This window comes from Rhodothermales bacterium, from assembly GCA_041391505.1.
Lineage (GTDB): Bacteria > Bacteroidota > Rhodothermia > Rhodothermales > JAHQVL01 > JAWKNW01.
Map to the genome: position 1 here is coordinate 60,681 of JAWKNW010000014.1, position 18,799 is coordinate 79,479.

The following is an 18,799-nucleotide window of genomic DNA, read 5'->3' on the forward strand; positions in this document are numbered from 1 at the left end:
AAAGCGCTCCGGGTGGGTATTCTGCCCGGCCGGCGTTTTTTGACGCGACGTCGCGAAAGGGGACGTGGGTCTGAGGGGTCATCGACCCGGGATGTGCGAAATCGGCGTAATTTGGCGCTTTCCTGACGCTGATCGCGCCGTGAACAAGCAAAAAGGCCGACCCCGGAGGGGCCGGCCTTGATACGTTTGTCTCATTGCGGTACGCACGAGGAGGCGGGCGGCGACCGATCAGTCCGGGGCGTTCACCAGCTGGATGCGTCCCGCGCTCCGATCGGTGTTTAACTGGATATGCAGGGAAGCCTGCGAGAATGCCGCCCGGTCCACGACGACCGTCGCCACGTGCTCGCCGGCCGAGACCGTGCGCTCCGCGCGACCGTCCTGGATGGCCACGGTTTCGCCGTCGATCAGCAGCGACAGGCCGGCCGCCGGCTGGATGTCGAACGCCGCGAGTCCGTCGCTCTGCGCCACGAACCGGAAGCGCGCGATACCGATCGACGCGCCGCCCGAGGCATTCAGGACCGGCAGTTCGTCCAGGGGCAGCGCGCCGGAAACCAGGCTGTAGACGGGTGACCACGCGACGGAGCCGGCCTGCGCGACCGGGGCGGGCTCGCCGGCGGGGGAGGGGGTAGCCACATCCCAGGTGCGGACGGCCGGCGTCGTCGCCAGCCGGTAGTCGCCGGGTTCGCCGAGGCGCGACAGGAACGCGACGAGGTCCACGAACTCCTCGCGTTCGAGCGGGGCGGTGAGGCCGGGCGGCATGAGCGACCCCGGAAGGATCTGCTGCTGTTCGACCTGCGCGGAGGGAATGCGCTGAACCTGTCCGCCGGTGTCGCGCAGGAGGATGGCGTCGCCGGTTTCGCGCACCAGCAGTCCGCTGACGCTGCTGCCGTCCTTGCGCTGCACCACGACGAGCGCATAGCCGTCCTTCACGGCCGCGTCGGGCTTGAGCAACGCCTCGATCAGGTAGTCGGTCGGCGCGCTCGCGCCGATGCTGCTCAGGTCGGGCCCGACGAGTCCGCCGGCGCCGCCGATGGCGTGGCACCGCTGGCAGGCGAGCGACGCGCGGCGGTAGATCTGTTCGCCATGCGCCGGGTCGCCGCTGGCCTTGACGTCCATCTCGATCCGCTGCAGCTCGAGGGGGTCGGGGTCCTGGGGCATCCGTTCGACGGGCGGTACGCCGCCCGAGGCTTCGAGGGCGGCGAGCAGCTTTGCATCCCGCTGCCGGTTGCCGCGGTAGGCGGCGAGGCCGGCCGTCGCGAACGCCGCGGGGATGGCCTCCTCGGCGAGCGACGATGCGAGGACGCCGCGGCCGCCATCCGACCGGTACAACGACCTGAAGAGCGGGGTGACGTCGGCGCTGGCCGGCAGCTCGTTGAGCAGGGCGGCGGCCTGCGGACCGTACGCCGCCGCATCGATCTCGGTGAGCGCGGCCGCTACGGCGATGCGCAGGGCCGGGGGATTGCCGGCGGCGATCAGGGCGGCCAGCTCGGACCGGCTCTCGGCGTCCTTCAATCGCGCGAACCCGCTGATGGCGGCGCGCATCAGGGCGGGCGAGGTCTGGGTATCCTTGATGATGCGCAGGAGCGCCGGCCGGCCGGCGGCGATCTGCCACGCGCCCACCAGCCGCGCCGCCGAAGCGCGCACGTCTTCGTCGTCATCCGACAGCAGGCCGGCGATGCGCCCGGGGGCATCGGAGGGGACTGGCTCGGCCTCCTCCAGGGCGGCGAGGTAGTCGACGCGGCCGTTCTCGCCGTACGCGGCGCCGCCGAGCGCTTCCTCGAGGACGACGTTGAGGTCGCCGGCATCGCCGTAGCGCGCCAGGAGTTCGAGCGTTTTTTCGGCGTAGTCGGCGGGCAGTTCGCGGCTGGCATACAGACCGGCGAGCTGCTCCATGGCGTCCGGGGTATGGACAGCCATCAACGCGAACGCGCGCTGCTGCGCGGAGGGGAAGAAGGCGGAGGACGCCATCGCCGGCTCGTACCAGGCGTCTTTCAGGAGGCGGAGGGTATGCCAGAGGGCATAGTCGAGCTCTTCGTCCATCGGCTGGTCGAGGATCGACAGGGCGCTGAGGGCGGCATCCGCCGACCCGCGCCGGCCCAGGGCCGATACGGCTTCCCGACGGACGCGTCGGTGGGGGTCGGCGGCAGCCTGCTTCAGGAGGGCATCGACGTCCTCGATGCGCCCGTTCCAGTGGTACAGCACCCGCGTCGCGGCGGCGCGGACGTGGGCATCCGGCGAGGCCATCGCCTCACGAAGCAGGGCGGGATCGACGACGTCGAGCGCCTGATGGAGCCAGAGGCCTTCGAGGAGCAGCCGCTGGCCGTCGGGCATGGAGCGGTCGAGCGAGGCGACCCACGGATCGAGTACGGGCATGACCTCGGCGGCGCCGCGTTCCTTCAGCAGCCGGCGCGCCTGGGCGCGCGTCCACTCCTCGGGCAGTTGCAGGGCGTCGAGCAATTCCGCGACGGAGGCGTCCTTGAGACGGGGCGGGGTGACGAGGGGCCGGCCTTTCGCCGTGATCCGCCAGATGCGGCCGTGGATATGGTCGCGGCGGGCGTCCCGGAAGTCGACCTCGCCATGCTGGATGATCGGGTTGTACCAGTCGGCCAGATAGATGGCGCCGTCGGGGCCGATGGTGACGTCGACGGGCCGGAAGGCGACGTGGTCGGTCGTGATCAGGTCCGGTCGCTGGGTGGAGCGGTACGTCCCGTCGGGCTGGTCCTCGACCGCGAACCGGTTAACCCGGTTGGCGCGGAAGTCGTTGGTGATCATGTTGCCCTGGAGCGAGTCCGGCATGTGCCGGCCGCTGACGATGGCCAGGCCGGCGTGTTTGGGCTGGCCCGGGTTGAGGCCGGGCAGGATCCGCTCCGCCTGGTAGGCCGTCACGAAGGCCGCCCCCGGGAAAACGTGGTTGATGCCTTCGTGGAACGCGCCGTCGGTGGCGAACGACTGGCCCCATGCGTCGAACTCGTGTCCCCACGGATTGACGAAGCCGGTGGCGAAAACGTCGAGCCGGAGCGACTCCGGGCGGAAGTGCCAGATGCCGCCCTGGCGCAGCCGGCGCACGCCCCAGGGCGTCTCGATGTGGCTGAAGATGTAGATCGACTGGTTGATGTACAGCATGCCGTCCGGTCCCCAGCGGAAAGCATGGATGATGTGGTGCGTGTCGTCCGCCCCGAAGCCGCGCAGCACCACGCGCCGATCCTCGCCGTACCCGTCGCCGTCGAGGTCCCGGATGTGGAGGATCTCGGTCGAATTGGCCACATACACGCCTCCGTCGCCGACGGCGATGCCCGATGGGGTCAGGAGGTTGTCGGCGAAGACGGTGGTCTGATCCGCCTGCCCGTCGCCGTCGGTATCTTCCAGGACATAGATCTTGTCGTTGGGCGGCTGGCCGGGGAGGAGATGCGGGTAGATGTTGCTGCCGACGACCCAGAGCCGGCCTTCCTCATCCCACGCCATGGCCATGGGCTTCTCGATCATCGGATCGGAGGCGAACAGATTGATCTCGAATCCATCCAGGATCTGCAGCGTCTCGAGTTCGCGTTGCGGATCGGGGATCGGGATATTGTCCAGGTTGTCCTGGGCGCGCGCCGGGAGGGCGAGGGCCAGAAGCAGGAGGGCGGAGAAAAGCGATCGAGGCATGAGGCGGCGCAAGGGGTTGATGGGTGTAGCTGAATATCGGGTGCGAAAACGGGAAAGTCGATGGAGGCGCGGCGATCGGGGGTCATCCGCTTTCGAGCGCCTCGACCCGTTGCCGGAGCACGTCGAGCAGCGCCTGGCGGTCCTGGAGGTGCGCGAGGTCGTGAAACGGGATGGGTTCGCCGATGGCGATGCGCAGCGGCCGGCCCCGGTGGCGCCGCACCTCATGCAGGATGAGGGCGAGCCGGAGGGTGAGGCTGAACTGGCTGACGAGCTGGAAAAGCCGGCTGTTCTGGCCGTAAAAAAAGATCGGAACGACGGTGGCGCCGCTGGCCTGGATGAGGCGCGCCGCGAAACGTTTCCACGGGAGGTCGACGACCGGGCCCCGCCACCCCGTAGCGGTGGCGATGCCGCCGGCGGGAAAGATGAGCAGGGCGCCGCCGGCCGACAGGGTTTCGAGCGCCGCCTGTTTGGTCGCGATGTTCGTCCGGGTCGCTTCCCGCGTCTCGGCGAAGTCGACCGGCAGCAGGTACGGATCGAGCATGGGGTCGGTGCAGAGGGCCCGGTTGGTCAGGATCTGGAAGCGCGGCCGGAGCCGGTTGCCGAGGGCGCACAGGGCCAGGCCGTCGACCACGCCGAGCGGGTGGTTGGCGACGACGACGAGGGGTCCGTCGGCCGGCACGGCGGCGAGCCGGCGCTCGTCGTAGCGCAGGGCGACGCCGAGCGCATCGAGCGCGGCCTGCCAGAAGTCGGATGGCCGCTCCAGTCGGGCGCGCAGCGCCCGGTAGCGCCGCTCGATCGCCGGCCGGCCCGAGAGCCGCTCGATGGCCCGGATGGCGAACCGCTTCGGCCAGGGATCCTCGGGCGCGGCGTACGAGATGCGGCCGTAGCGATCGGGCGACGTATCCAGGGTGTCTGGTATCATGCGCGGATGGAAATCAAAACAGGTCGGGTACCCGATGCCGGGATTTGGTGAGCGCCCTGCGGTCCGGCGAAACGGTCTCCGGGTCCGTTACGTCATCGGCCGGTGCGTGACGTCCGCCTCGCTTCGCGCAACGCCGGCGTTGCGTTTCCTCTGGTCCCCGTTTGGTGACGTGCGCCGTCACCGCGTTCCGTTTCCAAACAAGCCGGCGAGGTCCCGGGTCGCGGCGCATCCGCCGTCGCCGGGCCGCGCGCGTTACGTGGGCGGACGGTAACGGGCGACGCGACGCGCGGTGGTTACGGCAGGCCGGCCTCGTTACCGGATCAGCTAGGTGAAAACAGTCTCGCCAGGCGTCATCGGGGGCTTTGTTGCCGTAACGGGGTCCGTTACGGCCGATGCGACGCCGGCATGGGACCGGCATGGGGCCGACAACGAGCCGGAACGGCAACGTTTCAAAACGGGGTTTCGGCGGCGGCGTAACGGCGCCGAGACGGAACGCCTGTCTGGAAACGCGCCGCGTGTTACTTCTCTGCGACGAGGCGATAGGTGTAGCGGCGGGGCCGGCGTAACCGTCCGATCTCGTTATCGTGCTCGCCGAGTAACGGCGTGATGAGGTCGAGTTCGCGCGCGTTCTGTCCCTGCTCGTACTGGCGGAAGCCGACGAGGTAGGTTTCGTTCTGGGGTCGGTATTGCTGGAAGTAGAGCTCGTTCACGGTCAGGATGGTCCGGTGCAGCTGTTCGACCTGCCGGGCTTCCGCGTCGTTTTGAAACGCCACGCCGGCGCGCCACGCATCGGCGGAGGCCGTGGCCACTTTCTGGTTGTCGATGTACAGCGCGTAGCGCCCGCGGCGGAGGCCGCGGACGGCCAGCGTGGTCGATGCCTCGCCCGTGGGCAGCGCCGGTTGCTGGAATTCAAAGCGTACGGCCTCGGGGGACAGGTCGACGAGCGTGGCGTCGCCGAAGCCGGTATCGAGCTGTTGTTCGGAAATGTCGACCGTTATGGCGGAGACCGGGCCCGGGAGATCGAGCGACACGGCGATCTGGTCCGCCGCGAGGCGGTAGCCGGTCTCGTCGAGGTGGATGCCGTTCGACGTGATGGCGAGGTCGGGGCGGGCGGCGGCCTCGTACAGGCCGGCGAAGAGGTCGACGAACGGCAGGCTCCGGCGCTCCGCCACGGCGGCGATGCGGGCGGCGGCGCGGCGGAGGTTGTCGTTGAAGCCGGACACATCCGGCACGGGCGACACGTCGGGCTCGTGCGGGGGCGGGCTGAGGAGGACGACGCGGGCCGGCAGCGCCGCGAGGGTGTCGAGGAGCGCGTTCAGTCCGGTCTCGAACGTTTCAAAACCGGCGTCGTCGGCAAAGGCGAGACCGGATCCATACCCGACGAACGCCACGGTGGGCGCCGCCGTTTTGATTTGCTCGATCAGGTGCTGGTAGGCGGTGGGCGGGTTGGTGAAGTGATCCCGCGACTCGCCGTAGACCGTGTCGCCGCTCCATCCGATGTTGCGGAAGGTGACGTGGCGCTCGGGCCAGCGGGTGGCGAGCATCAGCTCGATCTGGCCATAGTCCAGCGCCGTCTCGAAGAGTCCGTCGCCCACAAAAACGACGCGGTCTCCCTGGCGGAGTTCGAACGGCGCGGTCTGGGCGCCGACGCGGGAGGCGGTGAGGAAGAAGAGTGCGATCAGCAGGAGCGTGCGCATGGAAGCGGCCGGGCGGGTTGTGAGGATACGGGAGATTAGCGATCAGGCGATTAGCGATCAATCTGCCCCCCATTCTCCCACCCTTCCTCCCGCCGGAACTATTTTTACCCCCGGTTTGACACGTTCGGATTTAAAGTGTATTCTCCCTGTATACAGGCAATATACCTCGCGTTCAGCCCTGTTGTAGTTTCGTCCTCCTTGGAAACGCGCTGCGAGGTATTTCGGCGTCTGGCCGGCTCCTACCTCTACCCTGGCCGGCGAAAAGACGTCGTCTTCGTTTACCCACCGAATTACGTATGCCGCTCCCCGAAGGAACGATCCTTCGGGGATCCGGCGGCATCTTGAAACAGGCGTCAGGTATGCTCCCCAGTGCATTTCAGCAGGAGATGATCCGCAGCGAGTTGGAGGAAGTGGTCGGCGAAGACCACATCACCATAGGCGAAGCGGAAAAGCTCATTTATTCCGTCGACTGGTCGTGGATGCCGCAGATGTGGATGGACCGCGGCGAGATGCTTCGGCCCCCCGACTACATCGTGCATCCGGGCTCGGTGAAAGAAATCACCGAGATCATGATCATCGCCAATAAATACAAGTTGCCGGTGATACCCTGGGGCGGCGGCTCCGGCACGCAGGGTGGCGCCGTGCCGATCTACGGCGGCATCATCGTGGATCTGAAGCGGCTCAACAAGATCATCGAGATCGACGAGAAGACGCTTTCGGTGACGGCCCAGGCCGGCATCAACGGCACCCAGCTCGAGTGGGCGCTGAACGAAAAGGGGCTCACCCTGCCGCACTATCCGGCGTCGGCCAACTGCGCCACGCTGGGCGGTTACCTGGCCCCGCGCGGCAGCGGCACCATCAGCACCAAATACGGCAAGGCGGAGGACCTGGTGATGAGCATGCAGGTCGTGCTCCCCAGCGGCCACGTCATGCGGACGCCGCCGGTGCCGAATCACGCCGCCGGGCCCGATTTTGCGCGGCTCTTCCTGGGGACGGAGGGCGTGTTCGGGATCATCACCGAAGCCACGATGCAGGTCGATTACCAGCCCGAGAGCCGGCTCCTGCGCGCGGTGCTGTTCGACGATTTCTCGAAGGCCATCGAGGCCGGCCGGCTGATGATGGCCAAGCGCCTCCAGCCGTTCGTCATCCGCCTCTACGACCAGAACTCCACCCGGATGCTCATCAAGTCCATCCTGGGTTATGAGTTCGAGGGCGCCTACATGGTGATCGGGTTCGACGGGGATCCGGAGATCGCGGCGCTGCAGGAAGAGAAGGCGATGGACATCTGCACGAAGCTCGGCGCCCGGGATCTGGGCCGCGAGCCGGGCGAGAAGTGGTGGAACCATCGGTACGACTTCTACTACCCGCCCCGCAGCCTCAAGATGCCCTGGATGTACGGCACGACCGAGACCGTGGCGACCTACGACAAGATGGAGACGATCTACTGGGCCCAGAAGAAGGCGGTCGAGGAGACTTATGCCGACTGGGGGATCACCTACATCGGCCACTTCTCCCACTGGTGGCACTGGGGCACGATGGTGTACTCCCGCTTCATCATCGAAAACCCGCCGGCCGATGCCCGCGAGGCGCTCCGTCTGCACAACCGGGTCTGGAACACCGCCGTCACCGCTGCGCTCGACAACGGCGGCATGCTCAACGAGCACCACGGCGTGGGCCTGAAGCTGGCGCGGTTTGTCCGCCGGCAGTACGGCGACGCCTGGCCTTTCCTCGAGTCGCTCAAAAAAATGATCGACCCGAACGGCATCATGAACCCCGGCAAGGTCGGGTTCGGCATCTGAAACGGTTTACGGTTCGAGGTTTAAGGTTCAAGGAAGACGACCCTCCTTTGAACATGGAGCCTTGAACGTGGAACACCCCGAAATCCATGAGCATCATCGACACCACCGAAAACTGCCGGCATTGCCTCATGTGCCGGCACGTGTGCCCGGTCGGGCACGTCACGTTCCTCGAGACCTACACGCCGCACGGCTGGGGGCAGATCGTTGCGTCCGAGAAGCGCGGGCTGACGAGCTGGAACGAGACGACGGCGACGGCCATGTATGCCTGCGCCGATTGCGGGCTCTGTGCCTCGCACTGCGTCTACGACCAGCCGCTGCCGGATGCCCTGGCGGCGGCGCGCGCGCTGCTCGTCGAACGCGAACTCGCTCCCGCCGCGCTGAAACCGCTGGTCGACCGGCTCGCGCAGTTCGGCAACGCGTATGCGGACAAGGCCCCCGAGAAGGTTGCCGGCGCGGGCGCGGTGGCCCTCTTCGTCGGCGACGAGGCGGCGCATCTTCGCCCGGAAACGCTGGACGCGGCGCTGACGCTGCTCCGCAAGGCCGGCGTCGACCCCGTGCTCATCGGCCGCGGCCGCAGCGACGGCATGACGCCGGCGTCGCTGGGCTACACGGGCATCGCCCGTCAGCTGGCTGAGGCGACGCTGGACGAGCTGTCCGCCACGGGCGCGACGCGCCTTTTCGTGCTGAGCCCCGGGGCCGCCTACGCCATCGGGACGATGTACGCCAAGCGCCTCGGCCTGCAGGTGCCGGCCGGCGTGGAGATCGTCGACACCGCCACCTTCCTGGCGCAGCGTCTGAACGAAGGCGCGATTTCGTTCAAGCAGGCCGCCGCAGGCGTGCCGATCGCCTACGTGGATCCCACCCACACGGTGCGCGCCCTCGACCGCATCGACGCGCCCCGCGCGCTGCTCCGGGCCGTCCTGCCCGATGCGCCGATCGAGCTGTTCTGGGCGAAGGACCGCGCGTTTCCCTCGGGCAACGTGCCGCTCGCCTTCACGGACAACGGCATCGCCGAAAAGCTCACGCGGAACCGCCTCGAAGACGCCCGCGACCGCGGCGCCCAGGGCGTCGTGAGCGAATGCCCCGGCACGCTCGCCGCACTGAGCCAGCACGCCGGCGCGTACGGCCTGAACGTAAAAGGATTGTTTGAACTGCTGGCCGAAAGGCTGAACTAGGAATGGTGCAAGGTTCATGGTTTAAGGTTCAAAGAGGCGAATTCGCCGATTCGAACGCACCTTAACCAGTGAACCTCGAACCTTGAACCCAACGACTGGAGGTACCCCGTGCATCTATCCATGCATAACTGGATGCGGGCTGAACCCCTTGAGGTGACGGTCCGCCGGCTTGCCAAATACGGCTACGAAAGCCTTGAAATCAGTGGCGAGCCTGAAAAGTACAACACGAAGGAGGTCCGCAAACTCCTCAAGGACAACCACATCCGCTGCTGGGGCACGGTGACGCTGATGCTGGGCGACCGGAACCTGGTGGGGAAGGACGAGGCCAAGCGCGCCATGTCGGTCCAGTACGTCAAGGACTGCATCACGATGGTGAAGGAGCTGGACGGCTACGAGATCAGCATCGTCCCCGGGACGGTCGGCAAGATCACGGCGGACTCCACGCCGGAGAACGAGTGGAAGTGGGCGGTCGAGTGCATGAAGGAGATCTATGATTTCGCGCTGAAGTCGGGCGTTCGCCCCGCCATCGAGCCGATCAACCGCTTCGAGACCTATTTCGTCACCCGCGGCGCCCAGGCGCTCGCCCTCGCCGAGGCCACCGGCCCCGAGTGCGGCGTCTGCCTCGACACGTTCCACATGAATATCGAGGAAGCGGATATGTTCGAGACGATCCGGACCGTCGGGAAGCGGATCGTGGACTTCCACGTGTGCGACTCCAACCGCATGGCCTGCGGCCAGGGGCACCTCGACTGGCTCAAGATCGTCGGCACCCTGATGACTGCCGGCTACGACGGCGCGCTCACGGTCGAGTTCGTCTCGCCGCTCGACCGCACGCCGGCGAACCCGTACCCGAACGCCGTCGAGCGGAATCCGGTGGATATCTCTCCCGAGCAGCTGAAGTTCATCGAGGATCACGGCAGCAGCCTGATCAGCGAGGAATTCTACAACTGGGAAGTGCAGTTGTGCGCGGAGAAGCTTCTGCCGCTGATCCGGTAGCGTTGAACGTCGAACCCGGAGCGTTGAACGTGATGAAAAAGAACATCGTCCTGGTAGGGACGCTCGACACGAAGGGCCCCGAGTTCGCCTATGTGCGCGACCGGATGCAGGCGCTCGGCCTCGCGACGACGGTGATCGACGCCGGCATCCTCGGTGAGCCGCTCGGCATCGTGCCCGACATCGACCACGCCGAGGCGGCTAGGGCGGGCGGGACGACCATCGAGGCGCTGCAGAAGGCCGGCAGCCGCGGCAAGGCCGTCGCCGGCATGCGCGACGCGCTCCGCGCGCTCCTCCTCACGATGTACCGCGAGGGCAAACTCGACGGCATCTTCGGGATGGGCGGCGCCGAAGGCGCGGTGATGGGCGCGGCGTGCATGATGGCGCTGCCGCTCGGCGTTCCCAAGATCCTGCTGTCACCCATCGCCTCGGGCAAGCACTTTTTCGATCCGCTGGTGGGCACGAGCGACATCATGGTCGTGCACTCGGTGGTCGATATCCTCGGCCTGAACAACATCGCCACCACGATCTTCGACAACGCCGCCGCGGCGATGAAGGGGCTCGCGGAGCACGGCCACGCGTTGCCTCCGCCCCGGAAGGATCAGCGGTATGTCGCGGTCACCATGCTCGGCAACACGACGCGCGCCGTGATGGCGCTCAAGGATCGGCTGGCGGAAGACGGCTACGAGGCCGTCATCTTCCACTCGAACGGCGTCGGCGGCCCGGCGATGGAGGAGCTGGCCGAGGCGGGCCAGTTCGTCGGCGTGATCGATTACACCACGAATGAGGTGTACGACCCGCTCGTCGGCGGCATCCACGACGGGGGCCCGCACCGGCTCGAAGTGGTCGGCCGGCTCGGGCTGCCCCAGGTGATCGTGCCGGGCTGCATCGACTTCAGCGTGTTCCACGCCGGCCACATCCCGGAGCCGCTCCAGGGCCGGCCGGTGTACGACCACAACCCCGAATACACCCTCGTGCGGACCTCGCACGACGAGATGATCCAACTCGGCCGGATCTTCGCCGACAAACTCGCGCCGGCGAAGGGCCCGCTCCGGATCATGATGCCCACGCTCGGGCTGTCGATCCCCAGCGTGAAGCCGAACGGCGTCTTCTGGAATCCCGACGCCGACGCCGCCTTTCTGGCGACGTTGCGGGAAAACCTGGGTGCGCGCCGGCCGGATGTCCCGATCGACACCTATGCATACCACGTAAACGATCCCGCCTTCGGCGTCCTCGTCGCCGAGGCCTTCCTCGGCCTGATCTCGGGCGCCTCGTAAGTACCGGCGGACGGCTGTCCGCCTCACCGCCAACCCGTACGGGCGGACGGCCGTCCGCCCTACCGCCAACCATCGTACATACCATGCATCACGACCTAGACGCACGCAATCCCAAACCCGTCGCCCCGATCACCACGGGCGACGAGGCCTTCCGCAAGAAGTTTATCTCCTGGCAGCTGGCCGACCTGTCGTATGTCGACATCAACGAGTACCTGAAGGAAAAGGACATCGTCCTTGTCCCGATGGCCAGCACCGAACAGCACGGACCGCACCTCCCGCTCTGGACCGATACCATCACCGCGATGGAAATCTCCCGGCGCGTGTCGGAGATGATCGGCGTGCTTCGTACGCCCCCGATCTGGATGGGCTATTCGCCCCAGCACATGAGCGGCCCGGGCGAAGGCCGCGGCACCATCACGGTCCGCAGCTCGACCCTCCTCGCCGTCATGTACGACGTCGCGCGGAGCCTCATCCACCACGGGTTCAACAAGATCATCTTCATCAACGGCCACGGCTCGAACATCAAGGTGGTCGACCCGATCCTGCGCAAGCTGCGTTACGAGACCGGCGCGCTGATCAGCTTCGTGAAGCCGTACATGGAGAACTACGTCGGCCTGATGAAGGGCCTGCTGGAAAACCCGCCCGAAGAAACGCCGGGCTGGCACGCCAGCGAGCTCGAAACGTCGCAGGACATGGCGTGGGACCCGACCATCGTCCGCATGGAGCGCGCTTCGAACACGAAGGCGCACATCCCGGGCTGGCTGCCGAAGTCGTTCGAGAAGAAGGACGGCATGCCGGACGTGGAATTCGACGGCTTCAAGTACTTCACCTTCCCGATGGACCATCACGAGTTCATCGAAAGCGGGACGATCGGTAATCCGATGCGCGCCACGCCGGAGAAAGGGGAGGAGGCGTTCCGCCGCTATTCCGAACACGTCGCGCGCGGCGTGCTCGAACTGATCAAGGTGAAGGTCGAGGTCAAGAACCGCGAGTTCGTCGATCGCGTGCTCTGATCGCCTTCTCTTTTTTTGCTCGTTAAACGTCCTCGCGTTGCGTGCTGGGTCCAGCGGGTCCAGCACGCAACGCAGTACGCTTTGGTTGACGCTTATGCCTTCACGTCCCGCCATCCGCCCCCGATCGCCTCGCTCGGACGAGCCGCGCCGGCTCAGCGAAGTCGCCTACGAGCGCCTCCGCGACGCCATCACGCGCGGCGACCTCCCGCCGGGCACGCCGCTGGCCGAGAACACGCTGTCGGCTGAAATGAACATCAGCCGGACGCCCGTCCGCGAGGCGCTGCAGCAGCTGGCGCAGGAGGGGCTCGTGCAGGTGATCCCGGGGCGCGCGGTCACGGTCGCGGCTCCGTCGATGGAGGAGGTGATGAACGTGGTGCATATGCGCGCGTTGCTGGAGCCCGAGGTGTCGCGTCTCGCCGCGCTGTCGGCCTCAGCGCAGGACATCGCGGCGATGCAGGATGCCGTCGTGGCGATGGCGGAGGCCGCCGACGCCGGCGACCGCGCCCGCTGGTCGCAGGCCGACACCCGGTATCACGAGACGCTGTGCGGGGCGTGCAAGAATACGCTGCTGGGCCGGCTGGCCATGCAGATGCGGAATCGGATCCATTATATGATCAACGACCCGCAGACCGCGCCTACCCGCGTCCGCACCTGCACCGACGAGCACCAGCTCATCATCGACGCCATCGCCCGCCGCGACGCCGACGCGGCCGAAGCCGCCACCCGCGAGCACATCGGGAAGCTGCGAAAGAGCCTGTTTGAGCGGTTTGCGCATCTTTGAGCAGCCGATGGCGGCCTTCGGCCGCGGTCATTGGCGGCCTTTGGCCGCAGTCATTAGGTGCTTCGCACGAGGTCATTGGTCATTGGCGGCTTTTGGCCGCGGTCATTAGGTGCTTTGCACGGGGTCATTGGTCATTGGTGGCTTTTGGCCGCGGTTAGTACGTGCTTTGCGCGGGGTCATTGGTCATTGGTGGCTTCTGGCCGCGGTTAGTACGTGCTTTGCGCGGGGTCATTGGTCATTGGTGGCTTCTGGCCGCGGTTAGTACGTGCTTCGCACGGGGCATTGGTCATTGGCGGCTTTTGGCCGCGGTTAGTACGTGCTTTGCACGGGGTCATTGGTCATTGGAGCGAAGCAGCGTGGGCTGCGGGTGCCGGCTGGCGATTTTCATTTTACGATTTACGATTTACGATTTCCTCCATGCTTCGTCCGCTTCGAAAAGCTGTTGACTATGCCCGGACCTTCGGCTTCCCGGCCGAGGTGCGGCAGACGATGCAGGCGGTGCGTAGCCGGCGGCTGACGTACCTCTCTCAGCGAAAGCTGAACGCGCTGGCGGAGCAGATCCTGCGGATCGAGAAAAGCCGGATTCCGGGGGCTATCCTCGAGGCCGGCTGTGCGATGGGGGGCTCGGCGATTCTTTTCGCCTCGGCCAAATCGCCGACGCGCCCGCTGCGGGTGTACGATGTGTTCGGGATGATCCCGCCGCCCTCGGAGGCCGACGGCCAGGACGTGCACGAGCGGTATGAGGTGATCAAGGAAGGCAAGGCGAAAGGCCTGGGTGGCGACGTCTACTACGGGTATCGCGACGACCTGTACGACGCGGTCCACGCCTCATTCGGGGCGCTGGGGTATCCGCCGGCGCCGAACCGCATCGAATTAATCAAGGGGCTGGTGCAGGATACGCTGGTCGTCGACGGCCCCGTCGCGCTCGCCCATATCGACGTCGACTGGTACGACCCGGTCATGACCTGCCTCGAGCGCATCACGCCGCACCTCGCCCTGGGCGGGGCGCTGATTCTGGACGACTACCAGGATTGGTCGGGCTGCCGGAAGGCGACGGACGACTACTTCGCCGGCCAGGACCGGTCGCGGTTCGTGTTTGACACCTCGCCGGGGTCGCTGGTGGTGACGCGGGTGGGGTGAAGGGGGTGGCGTCGCTACGCCATCACCACAAACACATTCGACGCCACGGCATAGCCCACCGTGTGGGTCTTCTCGCCGATGCGGACGTCCAGCGGGCCGTTAAACGGGGCTTTTTCCACGATCTCGATCTCGGCGCGGGGCATCAGACCGAGGTCCTCCAGGTAGTGCAGCAGCTCGGGGTCGGCGTCGGAGACGCGGCGGATGACGACGGGTTGGCCTACGGGCATCAGGGTGAGGGGGGCGTCTTCGATGGCCTCGACGTGGCCGTCGCGTGTCGGGATCGGGTCGCCGTGCGGGTCGTGGGTCGGGAACCCCAGCATTTCCTCGATCTTGCTCTCGAACTCCTCGGAGATGTGGTGTTCGAGGTGCTCGGCCTCGTCGTGGAGCTGTTCCCAGCCGTAGCCCATTACCTCTTTCAGGTAGAGTTCGAGCAGGCGGTGGTGCCGGATGATCTCCAGCGCGATCTTGCTGCCGGCCGGCGTGAGCGTCACGCCCTTGTAGGACTGGTGCTCCACGAGCCCCATCTGCGCCAGCCGCTTGACCATGTTGGTCACGGAAGCCGCCGCCACGTCCAGCGTGCGCGCGATGTCCGTGGTGGACGCGGCGCCGTTTTGCTGGAGCTTGTAGATGGTTTTCAGGTAATCCTCGACGGCCTGACTGAGCATGGCAAGGATCGGGAATGTCGCACGGGATTGAGCCGGTCAGCCTACACGCCGGCGGCACGTTTTGATCCGGACCGGAAGAAGGATAATACGAGATCGGCAAAGCCGGCTGCGCGGCGGGGATGGGGGGCGTGAGAACGCAACCTGCGCTGGCGAGTGTAAGAAACCACCGCCGATTTTTCCCTGTTCGCCGCCCTGCATGTTCCTCGCTTCCAGCCTCATCGCGCTGTTCCTCGGCCCGCTCCTCTACCGCATTTTTGAGCCCCGACGGCATTTTTACGAAGTGCTGGACGGCTTTGTGGTGGTGGTCATCACCGGCATCGTGCTGCTCGAACTGCTTCCCGACGTGGTCGGCGGCGGGGTGTTTCTGAGCATCGTGTTCGTTCTGCTCGGCCTGGTCGGCCCTACGCTGCTCGAGAAGGCGTTCCATAACGCGGAGCGGCAGGTGCACCGCGCGGCGCTGTTGCTGGGCATCGCCGGCCTGTTGCTCCATGCCTTCGTCGATGGCTTCGCGCTTCGGGAAGTGCCGGACGCGACGGGCCCGTGGGCCACGCTGTTGCCGCTGGGCGTCGCCATCCACCGGGTGCCGGTGGCGATGACGCTCTGGTGGCTCCTCTATCCGCGCTTCGGGACACTCGTCTCCGCGCTCGTGCTGGCCCTGATGGGGGCGGGCACCGTGGCGGGTTATGCGGCGGGGCCGGATCTCGAACCGCTTCTCGCCGGCCAGGGCATCACCCTGTTCCGCGCCCTGGTGGCCGGCTCCATCCTGCACGTCATCTTTCACCGCCCGCACGTGGCGCACGAGCACCACGATCATGCCCACGGGCATCACCACCCCCACCATAACCACGCCTTCCAGTGGTTCGAGGGCGCGGGCAACCTGCTCGGTCTGGCCGTGCTCGGCGTCCTGGTCGTGCTGCATGTCGACGCGCACGGCAGCGAAAACGGCATCCACGCGCTGTATATGTCGGTCGCCCGCACCTTCTGGAGCCTCGCGCTCGAAAGCGCGCCGGCGCTGCTGCTCGCCTACCTCAGCGGCGGCTTGATCTCGGCGTTTTTGCCGAAGGCGTCGGTGCGATGGATGCGGAGCGGCCGGCCGCTGGGACAGGCGCTCAAGGGCATGGCCGTCGGGCTCCCGCTGCCGATATGCACCTGCGGGGTGCTGCCGCTGTACCGGACGCTCATACGCCAGGGCGCGCCGGCGTCAGCGGCCATGGCGTTCCTGATCGCGACGCCCGAACTGGGGATCGACGCGCTCCTCATCTCCATCCCGCTGCTCGGAGGAGAGATGACCATGGTGCGCCTCGGCGCGGCCGCCCTCATCGCGCTGGCGGTGGGATGGGGCGTCGGGACGTTCGCCCGGCACACCACCAATCCGTATGCGGAGAGCGCGGATGCCGAGCGGCCGCCGGCGCCGTGGCGCGAGCGTCTCCGCGCCGGCATCAAGGAAGGCTTCGTCGGGCTGGTTGACGACACCGGGCCGTGGATCCTTACCGGCCTCCTCATCGCCGCCATCGCGCAGCCCATCCTCGAACAGGGCTGGCTCGGTTCGATTTCCGGGGTGGCCCAGGTGGCCCTCTTCGCGCTGATCGGGTTGCCGGTCTATGTGTGCGCCTCAGGCGCCACGCCCATCGTGGCCATGCTGCTGGTGAGCGGCGTGTCGCCGGGGGCGGCGCTGGCGTTTCTGCTCACCGGGCCGGCGACGAACATCAGCACATTCGGCATCCTCAGCGGACTCCACGGCCGGCGCGTCGCCATCGTCTTCGGCGCGGCCACGAGCCTCGTCGCCATCCTGCTCGGCGTGGCGGTCAATACCTGGTTCGGCGGCATCCATCTGCTCACGCGGGCGGAACTCGACCTCGACCAGGCCGGCTGGCTGCAACGCATCAGCCTCGTGCTGCTACTGGGGCTGTTCCTCGCGTCGCTCGTCCGCCGCGGCGCCCGGGCGTTTATGGGCGAGGTGTTCGAGAGCTTTCGGTACACCTCCGTCGAGGCGCACCAGGCCCATCAGCCGGCGTGCGCCGACGGCGCCTGCGCCTGCAGAACATGAGAACCGGAAACGTTCCGGTGGCACCGGCGTCTCTACCCACACGCACCAATCGACGATTCACCCCTGCCATGAGCGAAACCGCTGCCGCATCGAACGATGCACCCGAAGCGACCGAAACCAGTGAAAAGCGCCCGATCGTCACGCCGCGCCGGATCGCGGCCGTGGCGTTTATCGCCGTGCTCGTCCTCCTCATGCTTCGGACCGTGCTCGATCCCTATGGCGACAAAGGCTATGTCGAGATCTCACACGGCAACCACGTCCACTACGTGCCGGAAGACCGCAATCCCAACGTGTCCATCTCCAACTTCCCCTCGCGCCCCCCGGCCCCGGACGAACGCATCCTCCCCAACGGCCAGATCGTGAAGAAGTAAGCGTCGGATTGGTGTGGTCTTGCCCCCCCGGTCGTTACTCCTCCCCGTTCGTCATTCCCCGGTCGTTACCTCTCCCCGTTCGTCATCCCCGTTCGTTACCTCTCCCCGTTCGTCATCCCCCGTTCGTTACCTCTCCCCGTTCGTCATCCCCGTTCGTTACCTCTCCCCGTTCGTCATCCCCCGTTCGTTACCTCTCCCCGTTCGTTACCTCTCCCCGTTCGTCTTTCCCCGGTCGTCACCCCTCCCAGTTCGTCATCCCCAACTCGATTGGGGATCCAGCCGCTCATCGATCTCATAGGCACTGCCGTACCACCGGCTGCTCTGCAGGTCGCGGTTGAAGACCACGTCGATGCGCCCGAGGCGTATGCCGGCCCATCCCACCTGATTCACGATCGTAAAGCGGCCGTCCGGGTGCGAGGTCGTGACCGGCTGGTCGAGGAACGTATGCGTGTGGCCGCCGAGGATGAGGTCGATGCCCGGCACCTCCGCCGCGAGCGTCATGTCGCTCGGACGATCTTCCCGATAGCGGTACCCGAGGTGAGAGAGGCATACGATCAGATGGCATCCCTGCTGCCGCAGCACGTCCACCTGCTGCCTCGCCGCGACGATCGGATCCGTGTAGGTTACGCCCTCGTGCAGCGCGCCGATGACGAGGTGGTCGAAATCGATGCCGAGGCCGAAAAGCCCCACCTTGATCCGCCCCACCTGTTTGATGAGATGCGGCTTTGTGTGGCCGGCGAGGGGCGAGCCGGCGTCCACGATGTAGTTGGCCGAGACAAACGGGAACGTGGCGTGCGGCAGCATCTTCACGAGGCCGGGCACGCCGTTGTCGAAGTCGTGATTCCCCAGGGTGGAGGCGTCGTAACCCATGGCGGACATCGCCTTGAACTCCAGCTCGCCGCCGAAGAAATTGAAATACGGCGTACCCTGGAAGATATCGCCGCTGTCGAGCAGGAGCAGGTTGGGCTCGGCGGCGCGGATGCGTTGCACGAGCGCGGAGCGCCGGGCGATGCCGCCCATGCCGGCGTTGCGCCCGCCGTCCATCGGAAACGGGTCGATCCGCGAGTGCGTGTCGTTGGTATGGAGGATGACGAGCCGCAGCTCATCGGCCGCGAGGGCCTGCAGGGGGGCCAGGTAGCTCCCGACGCCGCCGGCGGCGAGGGTCTGGAAAAAACGACGTCGGTTCATCGTGAGTCTTGAATCGTCAAAGGGAAATCGGGGTGTTCGTACCTGTTCTCTGCCGGGCAACGTCCTAACGCAGATCGCTGAGAATC

At 66.6% G+C, this 18,799-nt stretch carries 14 protein-coding genes; 9 read left to right on the forward strand and 5 right to left on the reverse strand.

The window, feature by feature from the left end; translation table 11 throughout:
* Positions 1-228: 228 nt before the first annotated feature.
* From R2834_14245 to R2834_14255, 3 genes are all read right to left on the reverse strand, one after another.
* The gene (locus R2834_14245) at positions 229-3,645 is read right to left on the reverse strand and encodes a HEAT repeat domain-containing protein (GenBank protein MEZ4701494.1); all 3,417 of its coding nucleotides are present in this window, start codon (positions 3,643-3,645) and stop codon (positions 229-231) included.
* 82 nt (positions 3,646-3,727) lie between these two features.
* A complete protein-coding gene (locus R2834_14250) occupies positions 3,728-4,567 on the reverse strand; it encodes a lysophospholipid acyltransferase family protein (protein ID MEZ4701495.1) in 840 nt (279 codons plus the stop codon).
* A 518-nt stretch (positions 4,568-5,085) separates the two neighbouring features.
* Positions 5,086-6,264, reverse strand: a complete 1,179-nt coding sequence (locus R2834_14255; GenBank protein ID MEZ4701496.1) for an SGNH/GDSL hydrolase family protein — start codon at positions 6,262-6,264, stop codon at positions 5,086-5,088.
* A 359-nt stretch (positions 6,265-6,623) separates the two neighbouring features.
* Here R2834_14255 and R2834_14260 point away from each other — a divergent pair, with 359 nt between their 5' ends.
* The 7 genes from R2834_14260 (at position 6,624) to R2834_14290 (ending at position 14,442) form a co-directional block, all read left to right on the forward strand.
* Positions 6,624-8,063, forward strand: coding sequence for an FAD-binding oxidoreductase (locus R2834_14260; protein MEZ4701497.1), 1,440 nt, complete (start codon positions 6,624-6,626; stop codon positions 8,061-8,063).
* 86 nt (positions 8,064-8,149) lie between these two features.
* Positions 8,150-9,238 (forward strand): (Fe-S)-binding protein, encoded by a 1,089-nt coding sequence (locus R2834_14265; protein MEZ4701498.1) that lies wholly within the window; start codon positions 8,150-8,152, stop codon positions 9,236-9,238.
* 108 nt (positions 9,239-9,346) lie between these two features.
* Positions 9,347-10,234: a sugar phosphate isomerase/epimerase gene (locus R2834_14270; GenBank protein ID MEZ4701499.1), complete on the forward strand. Its 888-nt coding sequence runs from the start codon at positions 9,347-9,349 to the stop codon at positions 10,232-10,234.
* A gap of 32 nt (positions 10,235-10,266) precedes the next feature.
* Positions 10,267-11,508, forward strand: a complete 1,242-nt coding sequence (locus R2834_14275; protein MEZ4701500.1) for a Tm-1-like ATP-binding domain-containing protein — start codon at positions 10,267-10,269, stop codon at positions 11,506-11,508.
* An 83-nt stretch (positions 11,509-11,591) separates the two neighbouring features.
* Complete coding sequence (locus tag R2834_14280; protein ID MEZ4701501.1) at positions 11,592-12,521, forward strand: creatininase family protein; 930 nt, start codon at positions 11,592-11,594, stop codon at positions 12,519-12,521.
* 94 nt (positions 12,522-12,615) lie between these two features.
* Entirely contained in the window at positions 12,616-13,302 is a 687-nt protein-coding gene (locus R2834_14285) for a GntR family transcriptional regulator (GenBank protein MEZ4701502.1), read from the forward strand.
* A 417-nt stretch (positions 13,303-13,719) separates the two neighbouring features.
* Positions 13,720-14,442 carry a TylF/MycF/NovP-related O-methyltransferase gene (locus R2834_14290; protein MEZ4701503.1) on the forward strand — a complete coding sequence of 241 codons (723 nt, stop codon included), beginning with the start codon at positions 13,720-13,722 and terminating at the stop codon, positions 14,440-14,442.
* Between the two features lie 14 nt (positions 14,443-14,456).
* On the opposite strand, the gene R2834_14295 is transcribed toward R2834_14290, so the two are convergent.
* Positions 14,457-15,107 carry a metal-dependent transcriptional regulator gene (locus tag R2834_14295; protein ID MEZ4701504.1) on the reverse strand — a complete coding sequence of 217 codons (651 nt, stop codon included), beginning with the start codon at positions 15,105-15,107 and terminating at the stop codon, positions 14,457-14,459.
* Between the two features lie 196 nt (positions 15,108-15,303).
* Here R2834_14295 and R2834_14300 point away from each other — a divergent pair, with 196 nt between their 5' ends.
* Positions 15,304-17,154 carry a permease gene (locus R2834_14300; protein ID MEZ4701505.1) on the forward strand — a complete coding sequence of 617 codons (1,851 nt, stop codon included), beginning with the start codon at positions 15,304-15,306 and terminating at the stop codon, positions 17,152-17,154.
* A gap of 68 nt (positions 17,155-17,222) precedes the next feature.
* On the forward strand, positions 17,223-17,525 hold the full coding sequence (locus R2834_14305) for a hypothetical protein (protein ID MEZ4701506.1): 303 nt from the start codon (positions 17,223-17,225) through the stop codon (positions 17,523-17,525).
* Positions 17,526-17,777: 252 nt separating this feature from the next.
* Here R2834_14305 and R2834_14310 read toward each other — a convergent pair whose 3' ends face one another.
* On the reverse strand, positions 17,778-18,713 hold the full coding sequence (locus tag R2834_14310) for a metallophosphoesterase (GenBank protein MEZ4701507.1): 936 nt from the start codon (positions 18,711-18,713) through the stop codon (positions 17,778-17,780).
* Positions 18,714-18,799: the final 86 nt, after the last annotated feature.

Excerpts from the sequence above, each read along its gene's own strand:
- R2834_14255 (MEZ4701496.1), bottom strand. The coding sequence starts at position 6,264 with ATGCGCACGCTCCTGCTGATCGCACTCTTCTTCCTCACCGCCTCCCGC.
- R2834_14245 (MEZ4701494.1), bottom strand. The coding sequence starts at position 3,645 with ATGCCTCGATCGCTTTTCTCCGCCCTCCTGCTTCTGGCCCTCGCCCTC.
- R2834_14275 (MEZ4701500.1), top strand. The coding sequence starts at position 10,267 with ATGAAAAAGAACATCGTCCTGGTAGGGACGCTCGACACGAAGGGCCCC.
- R2834_14300 (MEZ4701505.1), top strand. The coding sequence starts at position 15,304 with ATGTTCCTCGCTTCCAGCCTCATCGCGCTGTTCCTCGGCCCGCTCCTC.
- R2834_14310 (MEZ4701507.1), bottom strand. The coding sequence starts at position 18,713 with ATGAACCGACGTCGTTTTTTCCAGACCCTCGCCGCCGGCGGCGTCGGG.
- R2834_14265 (MEZ4701498.1), top strand. The coding sequence starts at position 8,150 with ATGAGCATCATCGACACCACCGAAAACTGCCGGCATTGCCTCATGTGC.
- R2834_14280 (MEZ4701501.1), top strand. The coding sequence starts at position 11,592 with ATGCATCACGACCTAGACGCACGCAATCCCAAACCCGTCGCCCCGATC.
- R2834_14260 (MEZ4701497.1), top strand. The coding sequence starts at position 6,624 with ATGCTCCCCAGTGCATTTCAGCAGGAGATGATCCGCAGCGAGTTGGAG.
- R2834_14290 (MEZ4701503.1), top strand. The coding sequence starts at position 13,720 with ATGCTTCGTCCGCTTCGAAAAGCTGTTGACTATGCCCGGACCTTCGGC.
- R2834_14250 (MEZ4701495.1), bottom strand. The coding sequence starts at position 4,567 with ATGATACCAGACACCCTGGATACGTCGCCCGATCGCTACGGCCGCATC.
- R2834_14305 (MEZ4701506.1), top strand. The coding sequence starts at position 17,223 with ATGAGCGAAACCGCTGCCGCATCGAACGATGCACCCGAAGCGACCGAA.
- R2834_14295 (MEZ4701504.1), bottom strand. The coding sequence starts at position 15,107 with ATGCTCAGTCAGGCCGTCGAGGATTACCTGAAAACCATCTACAAGCTC.
- R2834_14285 (MEZ4701502.1), top strand. The coding sequence starts at position 12,616 with ATGCCTTCACGTCCCGCCATCCGCCCCCGATCGCCTCGCTCGGACGAG.